At 57.0% G+C, this 9581-nt stretch carries 6 protein-coding genes; 2 read left to right on the top strand and 4 right to left on the bottom strand.

What is annotated here, in order from left to right; translation table 11 throughout:
* The first annotated feature begins 20 nt into the window (after nucleotides 1-20).
* Entirely contained in the window at nucleotides 21-1088 is a 1068-nt protein-coding gene (locus tag BOA8489_RS19470) for a hypothetical protein (protein WP_093975982.1), read from the top strand.
* Here BOA8489_RS19470 and BOA8489_RS19465 read toward each other — a convergent pair.
* From BOA8489_RS19465 to BOA8489_RS19445, 4 genes are all read right to left on the bottom strand, one after another.
* Nucleotides 1083-2018, bottom strand: a complete 936-nt coding sequence (locus BOA8489_RS19465; RefSeq protein WP_093975981.1) for a ribose-phosphate diphosphokinase — start codon at nucleotides 2016-2018, stop codon at nucleotides 1083-1085. The genes BOA8489_RS19470 and BOA8489_RS19465 overlap by 6 nt on opposite strands.
* Entirely contained in the window at nucleotides 2015-2689 is a 675-nt protein-coding gene (locus BOA8489_RS19460) for a phosphoribosyltransferase (protein ID WP_217897979.1), read from the bottom strand. The genes BOA8489_RS19465 and BOA8489_RS19460 overlap by 4 nt, the downstream gene beginning before the upstream one ends.
* On the bottom strand, nucleotides 2686-3414 hold the full coding sequence (locus tag BOA8489_RS19455; RefSeq protein WP_093975979.1) for a DUF5765 domain-containing protein: 729 nt from the start codon (nucleotides 3412-3414) through the stop codon (nucleotides 2686-2688). The genes BOA8489_RS19460 and BOA8489_RS19455 overlap by 4 nt, the downstream gene beginning before the upstream one ends.
* 534 nt (nucleotides 3415-3948) lie before the next feature.
* A complete protein-coding gene (locus BOA8489_RS19445) occupies nucleotides 3949-4431 on the bottom strand; it encodes an Hsp20/alpha crystallin family protein (protein ID WP_093975977.1) in 483 nt (160 codons plus the stop codon).
* Between the two features lie 445 nt (nucleotides 4432-4876).
* On the opposite strand from BOA8489_RS19445, the gene BOA8489_RS19440 reads away from it, so the two are divergent.
* The gene (locus BOA8489_RS19440; RefSeq protein ID WP_093975976.1) at nucleotides 4877-9361 is read left to right on the top strand and encodes a chemotaxis protein CheB; all 4485 of its coding nucleotides are present in this window, start codon (nucleotides 4877-4879) and stop codon (nucleotides 9359-9361) included.
* Nucleotides 9362-9581 lie beyond the last annotated feature (220 nt).

The following is a 9581-nucleotide window of genomic DNA, read 5'->3' as shown; positions in this document are numbered from 1 at the left end:
CATGCGCCACTATGAGGTGAATGCGGCAGCCTCGGCGCGACGCGGCTGACCCGCGCCATCAGATGACAGCCGCCAAGTCCCCTCCACTGCATCTGCGCATCAAACGGATGCTGGAAACCCTGAGCGGCGGCACGGAACAGATCCTGATGAACGAGACCCGGAAATCCTGGGTGTTCTTCACATCACTGCATGCCTACAAGCTGAAAAAGCGCCTCCGCGACGACCTGCAGGATCTGACCAGTCTGCGCGCGCGGCTCGACAATGCGTTGGTCGAGGTTGACCTGAACCGCAGGTTGGCGAGGTCGATGTACCTTGGCGTTGTGAAGCTGTGCGAACGTGAAAACAAAACGCTGAATTTGGACGGACCGGGCCGGACCATCGACTGGCTGGTCAAGATGCGGCGCATACCGGCCGATCAGATGCTTGATGAATTAATCACGGGCTCACCGAACGATCCCGAAAGGTGGGGTCCAGAGGTCGATCGCCTGGCGGATATACTGACGGATTTCTACCAAGCCGCACCCCGGTCCAATCTGCAGGCCGAGGAGCTTTCGATACTTCAAAAAAATCAGCAGGATCAAAACGAGACCGTGCTGTTTGACCCGCTCTTTGCTGCGCACCAAGCCCACTTTTCTGCGGTGTTGACGGCCTATAGCACTACTTTTGAGCGGTTTTTGTCTCGATATGACACGCGCGCCGCGCAGGGTTGGATCCGGGAATGTCACGGCGACTTGCGTCCCGAACACATTTGCCTGACCGACCCGCCCCTGGTTTTCGATTGTCTCGAGTTCAACCGGAATCTGCGGCAGCTTGATCCGTTTCAAGAGTTGGCGCAGCTGGGTTTGGAGACCGATCTCCTTGGGGCGACGTGGATCAAGCGCCGGCTGATTGACGCGGTCGCTGACGGGTTGGGCCACAAGCCTCCGCAAGAGCTGCTCGATTTCTATAAAGTGAGCCATGCCTTGTTGCGGATGCGGCTCTGCCTTGCGCATCTCCTCGTTCCAAAACCGCGCAAACCGGAAAAGTGGCTGCCGCTTGCGCTGCGCTATTGCGAAGCTGCCAGCAGAGTGCTGGACGTGCGGTCATAGTCCCGCAAGGACGTCTGCAAATGCTTGCGCGGTACCAAGAACTTCCAGCCCCGGCGTGTCGGCACCTTTGGCCAGCCGAAACGGTGGCACGCTGTCGGAAATGAATACGCGGTCGATTGATCTCTCGGTAAAGAGCGACTCCGCCTGGCCCGTAAACAACCCATGGGCGGCCAACGCGTAGACATTTTGCGCCCCCATCCTGCGGCATTCCTGTGCGGCTGCAACCATCGTGCCGCCCGACCCGATCATATCATCGACAATAAGCACCGCCTTCCCCGCAAAATCTCCAGCCACATCTCCGCTGGTCATGAGGCCCCCGCTGCGCCGCTTGTTCATGAAACCAAAGCCGATCTGGTGCCCAAGGCGTTCCTCCAGTGTTTCGCGGAAAAGCTGCGCGCGCTTCACTCCTCCGGGGTCGGGCGACATGACGACCAATGGCTGGTCATCGACGCGCCGGGCAATCACATCCTGAAAGACCGCCCCAAGATCGACCAGAGTGGTTTCACAACGAAACGCGTTCTCGAACGCCGCCGGGTTATGGATGCCAAACGCAATCACGTGGTTGGTGCCGACAGCTTCAAACAATTGCGCAACATAGCGGGCCGTCAGCGGGTCGCGCAGCTTGGTCCGGCGATCTTTGCGGGCATAGCAAAGATAAGGCACCAAGGCGATCAACCGCCGCGCGCCATGATCCCGCAGCGTTGCCAGGAGGATCAACAGACGGAAAAGCTTGTCATGCACGCTCAGACGGTGATCTTCGTAAAGGCTTTGAACAAGGCAGACAGTATGTCCACGCACATCACTCATCGGGCGCAGTTTGCCTTCGCCGTCTTCGAATTGCCGATCCTCGACAGGGATCAGTGACAGGCCAGCCGCGTCTGCGATGCATTCCGTCAAATCCCGGCTTTCAGCAAGTGCGACAAGTCTCATTGATCTGCATCTCTGTCGTTGTTCCATTGTGCACACCGTTGCAGGGCAGCGATGACTTCCGCGTCTTGCGTCTGGGGAAAGCTGGCATAGGCCGCACCAACGGCGCGGAACGCGCGCGGGCGATCAAGGCAGATCACTTCGTCCGCGAGTTCTGCCATCATCGGCAAGGTCTCGGGCGGTGCGGTTGGCAGAGCCACGATAATGCCCTTCGGCTTTACCCGGCGCAGCGCGGTCAGCGACGCGCGCAGCGTGGCGCCTGTCGCTACACCGTCATCAACCACGACAACGGTCTTTGCTCTCAGAGTCGGGCGCCGGATACCTTGTAGGTAAAGCATCTTGCGGCGTTCGATTTCGGGCAGGAGCTGCCTGCCCATCTCTGCGATATCGTCTTCTGTAAAACCGGAATATTCCAGGATGCGAGGGTTCACGATGACCTCGGGCGCGTCACCGTCAACCACGGCGCCCAAAGCTACTTCTGGCTGATGCGGCATGCCGATCTTGCGCACAAAAACCAGATCAAGCGGCAGATGAAATCGACGGCAAATCTCTTCTGCAACGGACACACCCCCGCGCGGCAGTGCAACGACAACGGTATTTTCCGGGTCCAACGCAGGCAAAGCATCTGCAAGTTTACGGCCCGCATCGCGGCGATCACGGAACGGGAAGGTCACGCCTCGATCCTCCGGCCCCACCATGTGGTTGCCGTCACGCCATCCCGGACCCGCAGGCTTACCCCGACAAACACGATCAGTATGGAAAACAGACACCAGATTGCCGGCATCTCATTGGGATTGCTGGTCAGCGCAGATGCCAGAATTGGCCCCGCCAAGGCATGGAGGACCACAAATCGCCACGCGCCATAGGCGAGGGGCAGGATAAACGCCGCCGCCATGTAGGCCGGGAACCCGAAGGTGATACCGGTTGCCGCTTCAAAAGGAACAAAGAAGCCATTGTAGGGGATATTCCATGCAATATGCCAATCCCCTGATACCGTACAAAACGACGTTCCGCACAGCGCCGTCCCCGGCGTACATGTCCCCAAGGTGTCCGAGGGCACAAGCTGGAACAGCATGATCGCGGTTGCGCAAGAACTAAGCAACATGACCCAACGCCAAACGCGCGCTTTGACAAGGCTGGGCACCAACTCCATCGCGAATGCGTTGATAAAAACCGGTTGGAAGGCAATATGCAGATATGACGCGACGGTAACGACCCTGTTGGCGGGCGTCCCGCATTCGTCCACGACGGCGTACCCCGCAACCTGCAAGGCTTCCATCAAGGTGAAGTAACCAATAGTCAGCCAGATCGCGGGCGGATCATTCCTGTAAAGCGACACCACAGCGCCCGCTCCGCCGATACAGGCGACCGCAACCGATGCCTCAACGCTCCAACACATTCGTCCGCTCCTTCTCAGGCACGATAGGCCGGGCGTCACACGCGAGATTGATAATTGTCAGTTCGCCCAACCACGGCCCAAACGGCGTCACGTTCAACCTGCCGATCCCGGCGACGTGCAAGTTGGTGCCGACATCGTGGTGCGCGTGCAGATGACCGCAAACTGGCCAGTCAAATTTGTGATCCGATCAGATGGTCGCCATCCGTGAGCCCAGGAGCGGCAAGTGGGACCGAAGCGCGTGGCAATGGATAATCCTGAATGGATCGGACAGAGGCGGTAGCGTCTTTCGAAGCCCGACCCAATTCGATATCTTTCAATTCAAGCGACGGGTCGTTTGCGGTAATCGCCTTAAGAGCAGAGTTAGCTCTGGTGCGATGTGGGCAGCTCTCTTGCCAGCAGGCAAAGGCGCGAGTGGTTTCCGCACTGTTTTGTCGGACCGCGCCTGTGTCCGAAAGACCAACAAGGAGGTTGGCCAGCCCGACTGCGCCGGCCATCCTCAAATGACGCCCCGATGCAATCAGGCGCGACACAGACCTATTTCGCGTGCTTGACCTCGACCTTTCTGGTTTTCGCGGCCACCTCTGCGGGTTTTGCGATGGTAACTGTCAGGACCCCGTCCTTGACGGTCGCATCAACCTTATCGGCATCAATCTCGAAGGGCAGACGCATGGACCGTTGGAATGATCCGGACATGCGTTCCACCCGGAGGAATTCACGTCCTTTCTCTTCCTTCTTCTCTTCCTTCTCGGATTTCTTTTCCCCCTTGATGGTGATGTGATCACCCGCAATCGAAACTTCGACATCCTTATCCGTCAGTCCGGGAAGCTCTGCCGTAACGCAGATTTCGCTCTCCGTTTCGCTGACATTTGACCGCACCGAAACCGCCGTTTCGCGATCGAGAAAGCCGTTGTCGAAGTCTTCGAACATGTGGTCGATTTGCTTGCGCAGCGCCCGAAAGGGGGTCTCTTCGTAAGCGGATGTTTTCCAGGCCGCAGGGAGCCAGTCTTGATATGACATTCGTAAATCCTCCTGATGCAAAAATCATGCCCGATATCTAGGCGTTGCAGATCAAGCACGGTTGACGAAGATCAATCTGTGAACCTGTTCAAGGTCGTCCCTAAAGAATTCAGGTCTGACCCCGCGCAATTCGTGGAGCGACAAGACACATTCCAAACTGGCTAAACTGGATTGCGACGTTTCCCCAATCCTGCCTGCAAGCCAGGAAAACCGAAGTCGCCAACACAGAAAGAAATCCGGACGAACATGAATGCGTCGGATGGCCCCCGCGCAAACGCTTGCGGCGAGTTGATGTTGATCAACACCCTGCGCGAAGCTGCAGTCTATTTCTCCGTCAAGTTTTTGTGGACGTTGCTCAATAGTTGGGCCACCCAAACATTCTGGTCAATCATCGCGAAACTTCCTAACAATCAAGGTACCCTATCGACCAACGGGAGGCCCAGGGATGGCGCGACAACCAAAGACTCCATCGACAAAGGCGTCTGGCAAAACGCCTCCCAAAGGCGCGCCCAAATCCAAGACTTCCCGAAGTCAGCCCGTCCCCAAAGGGATCCCCGTTGTCGGACTTGGGGCTTCGGCTGGCGGGTTGCAGGCGTTCACGCAGTTCTTTCAGGCCATGCCCAACCGGACTGGCATGGCATTTGTTGTCATTCATCATGTGGACCCGGATCATGAAAGCCTGATGGCCGATCTTCTGGCGAAACACACCAGGATGACTGTGGCGCTGGCAGAGGATGACACGCCAATCGCAGCAGACCATGTCTATATCATACCGCCCAACCGCTTTCTCAGTATCGAGAAAGGGGTTTTGCACCTTTCGGAACCGGCAGAACGGCGAGGAATGCGCCTTCCGATCGACTTTTTCTTGCGCTCCCTGGCCGAGGATCAAAAGCAAAAAGCGGTTGCTATCATTATGTCGGGAACCGGTGGTGACGGGACCGCAGGCATTCGCAGCATCAAGGAAACCGGTGGCATGGTTCTGGTGCAAGACCCCACGGAAGCCGCGCATGACGGCATGCCGCGCAGTGCAATCGCGACCGGCTCAGTCGATCACATCCTGCCCGTCGTCAAGATGCCTGCGGTCATTCAAGACTACACCGCGCATCCCTTTATCGCACGCGGGGCGACAACCAAGGTTCTGGGCGAGAATGCGCGCGGCGCCTTGTCGGACATCATCAAGGTTCTCAAGGCTCACACACCTATCAATTTCGAATACTACAAAGAAGGCACGCTTCTGCGCCGGATCGAGCGCCGGATGGCCCTGCGCCATCTGGAAAACGCAGCCGACTATCTGGCCCTGCTCAAGGATCAGCCGGACGAGGCGGAAAACCTGTGCGCGGATTTGCTGATCTGCGTCACATCTTTCTTCCGCGACCCGGACGCGTTCGCCTATCTGGCCGATCAGGTCATTCGCGATCTGGTGGTCAATTGCGCGTCAGGTCAGCCGATCCGCATCTGGGTGCCTGCCTGTGCCACGGGCGAGGAAGCCTATTCACTGGCAATGCTGGTGATCGAAAAGATCGAGGCCCTGCGCAAAGACGTAAAATTGCAGGTTTTTGCGTCTGATGTAGACGAATACGCCTTGTCGGTAGCCCGAGCCGGTGTCTATCCGGATGCGATCGCCGGGGATATCTCACCGGAACGCCTGAAACGTTTCTTTGACAAGGAAGACCATACCTATCGGGTCAAACCGGAACTGCGTGACGCTGTGGTATTTGCCCGCCAGAACATCCTGGCCGACGCGCCGTTTTCCAAACTTGATCTGATCTCGTGCCGGAATCTGCTAATTTATCTGAACACGGATGCGCAGGAGCGGATCATCCAGATGTTCCACTTCGCGCTGAACGATGGCGGTCTGCTGCTCTTGGGATCGTCCGAGACCGCGAACAATCACGAGAATTACTTTCAGCCGGTCTCGAAGAAACATCGGCTTTATCGGCGGGTCGGCAAGGCGCGCCACCGACTGTTCGACTTTCCCATTTCCCAGACACCAATTCTCGGTCTGTCAACGCCCGCGGTACGCACCGCCGAAGTCAGCCATGGGCTGCGGCTTGCCGAGCTTAGCCAGAAGTTCCTGGTGGACCGCTATGCACCTGCGGCGGTTTTGCTGAATGCGCGTATGGAGACCCTGTTTGTACAGGGACCGGCAGACCAGTACCTCAAAGTGCCCACAGGCGAAGCCAGTCAGGATTTGCTAGCCATGGCCCGCGAAGGGTTGCGCGCCAAGTTGGGCAGCACCATCCGAACCGCATTTCAGACAGAACAGGATGTCACCGCGTCGGGCAATGTGACCCGCGCGGGGCGCAGCGTGCCGGTGACGATCAGCGCCCATCCGATGGTCGTGGACGAGGTCAAGCTGGTACTTGTGACATTCGTCGATATGCCCGTCAAGCAAACCACCCCGACCGCCGACAACGGATTGAAGGACAGCGCGGTCCAGACCCAGCTTGAACAGGAACTGGACGCCACGCGCCTTGATCTGCAGAACACCATCCGCGAATACGAACGCTCCACCGAGGAGCTCAAGGCGTCGAACGAAGAAGCGATGTCGATGAACGAAGAGTTCCAATCGACGAACGAGGAGTTGGAAACCTCTAAGGAAGAACTGCAATCGCTGAACGAAGAACTGACGACGCTGAACACCCAGCTTCAGCAAAAGGTTGAGGACGAACGGCGGCTGACGGACGATCTCAACAACCTTCTGTCCAGTTCCGGCATTGCGACGGTGTTTCTGGACCGTGATCTGAACATCATGCGCTTCACGCCGACCACCCGTAATCTGTTCAATGTCATCGCAAATGATATGGGCCGTCCTTTCAGCGACATCACCGGCAAGATCGACGACCCCGCCTTGCTGGCGGATGCCGAACAAGTGCTCGAACATCTGACCCCGATCGAAGCGGATGTACGGGCCGATGACGGCAAATGGTTCATTCGCCGCATTCTGCCCTATCGAACACGAGACAAGAAAATCGACGGTGTGGTCATCACCTTCCTGGATGTGACAGAGCTGAAAGCCCTCCAGCAGGCCAGTCAAAAGGCCCAGAATTTTGCGGAAGCCATTGTCGGGACGGTGCGCGAGCCGATGCTGGTGCTTGACGACCATTTGAACATTACCAAAGCAAGCCGTTCGTTTTGCCGTACTTTTCAGACAAGACCGGAAGATATCGAAGGCAGGGCGCTATTTGCATTGCAGGATGGACAGTGGGATCAGCCCGGGTTGCGCGAACTGCTGGAACGCGTCCTGCCGGACAAGATAACGGTCGAGGCGCATGAAATTGCGGTCAATGTTGCGGACAGAGGCAAACGGACCGTTCTGGTGAATGCGCGCCAGTTGCGGGACGACGCCAACAGCAGTGACCTCATTCTCATGGCACTGGAAGATGTTACCGAACGGCTTGAAAGCCAGGCCCGGCTGGAAGAACGCGAAGCACGCCTCAGTGCTATCTTTGACGCCGCCCCCGAGGCAATCATCACCATTGATGAGAATGGCGTCATCGGCAGCTACAGCCCTGCCGCCCGGACCATTTTGGGCTATACCGAAAAAGAGGTCATCGGCCAGAATGTGAAGATTCTGATGCCTGAACAGGAACGCGACCGGCACGATGGCTATATGTCCCATTACATGGAAACCGGCGAGAAAAAAATCATCGGTATAGGGCGCGAGATGAATGCCCGGCACAAGGATGGCTCGGATGTGCCGATCAGGCTGACGGTGGCGGAATGGTGGATCAATGGTCAACGCAACTTCACCGGAATCCTGCATGATCTGAGCGAGGACATGAAACGCCGTGATGCGCTACAACGCGCACAAAAGATGGAGGCTGTCGGGCAGTTAACCGGGGGGCTGGCCCACGATTTCAACAACCTGTTGACGGTGATCATTGGCAATCTGGAGCTGATCGAAATACGAGTTGAAGACTTTCCCGTGCCTGAACTTCTGAACGAAGCGCTTGAAGCCGCCAATCTGGGCGCAAAGCTGACCAAGCAATTGCTGGCCTTTTCCCGTAAACAGCCGCTTTTGCCTACAAAAGTGGCGCTCAATGATCTTGTGACTGAAGTGAAACCCTTGCTTGTCAGGACATTGGGCGATGACATATCGGTCAAGACTGACCTTGCTGATGATTTGCGACTGACACTGACCGACCCCGGTCAAGTCGAAAACGCGATCCTGAACCTTGCAATCAATGCACGTGATGCAATGCCAGAGGGCGGCAGGCTGACGATTGAAACCAAGAACGTCGTTCTGGACGCCGACTACGCTGCTACGCAGGTGGATATCGCACCGGGTGACTATGTCGCGTTATCCGTGACGGACACGGGCGTTGGCATGGCAGCAGATGTGATCGCCCGCGCGTTCGAGCCGTTCTTCACTACCAAGGCCGTTGGGGCCGGATCCGGTCTTGGTCTCAGCATGGTTTATGGCTTTGCCAAGCAATCCGGCGGGCATGTCGCGATCTATAGCGAGGAAGGCATCGGCACCACGCTCACGCTTTATTTGCCGCCTTTCACCTCGGATGAACAGGAAGTCGCGGCACCGACCGAGGGCGTCATATCGCCGTCGCGCAACGAAACCATTCTTGTGGTCGAAGATGATCCACTGGTCCGACGACTGACGGTAGAGCGGCTGGAAAACCTGGGATACCGCACGATGGCTGCGGAAAACGGCCCCGCCGCGCTCGAAATCCTGCGCGATAAGAACGAGATTGATCTCGTTCTGTCTGACGTGGTGATGCCAGGGGGTATGACCGGCTTTGAGGTTGCCGATCAGGCGCTGAAAATCAAGCCCACGCTCAAGGTCCTCCTGGCCACCGGATATGCCAGTTCAGAAGATATCAGTAGCGGTGCGGATCGGCGCCAACACCATGTCCTTCGCAAACCCTACACATTACGTGACCTCGCCAAAGCATTGAGGGATGAGCTGGAATAAGGGCGCCTGTGAACAGCTCCAAGCCCAAGTTGTGACTTCCATCAAACCCGCCAGGGTCGACCGAAATCCCGCGATGATCTGTCTGATTGTCATTCAATGGGCGTGCCGCTCACCAGAATAATTGATTGTTGATAAATATCACGTACGCATAGAACTTCTTACACTACTGGTTGAGGTATTTTCACGCTAATGGAGGATATCTCATGAGGCTCAAGTATTT

The organism is Boseongicola aestuarii (assembly GCF_900184815.1).
Lineage (GTDB): Bacteria > Pseudomonadota > Alphaproteobacteria > Rhodobacterales > Rhodobacteraceae > Boseongicola > Boseongicola aestuarii.
Note: the sequence above shows the minus strand (reverse complement) of the source record. Positions and strands in the feature narration are given on the sequence as shown.

Coding starts and splice junctions, on each gene's coding strand:
- BOA8489_RS19470 (WP_093975982.1), top strand. CDS start 21: ATGCGGCAGCCTCGGCGCGACGCGGCTGACCCGCGCCATCAGATGACA.
- BOA8489_RS19465 (WP_093975981.1), bottom strand. CDS start 2,018: ATGAGACTTGTCGCACTTGCTGAAAGCCGGGATTTGACGGAATGCATC.
- BOA8489_RS19455 (WP_093975979.1), bottom strand. CDS start 3,414: ATGTGTTGGAGCGTTGAGGCATCGGTTGCGGTCGCCTGTATCGGCGGA.
- BOA8489_RS19445 (WP_093975977.1), bottom strand. CDS start 4,431: ATGTCATATCAAGACTGGCTCCCTGCGGCCTGGAAAACATCCGCTTAC.
- BOA8489_RS19440 (WP_093975976.1), top strand. CDS start 4,877: ATGGCGCGACAACCAAAGACTCCATCGACAAAGGCGTCTGGCAAAACG.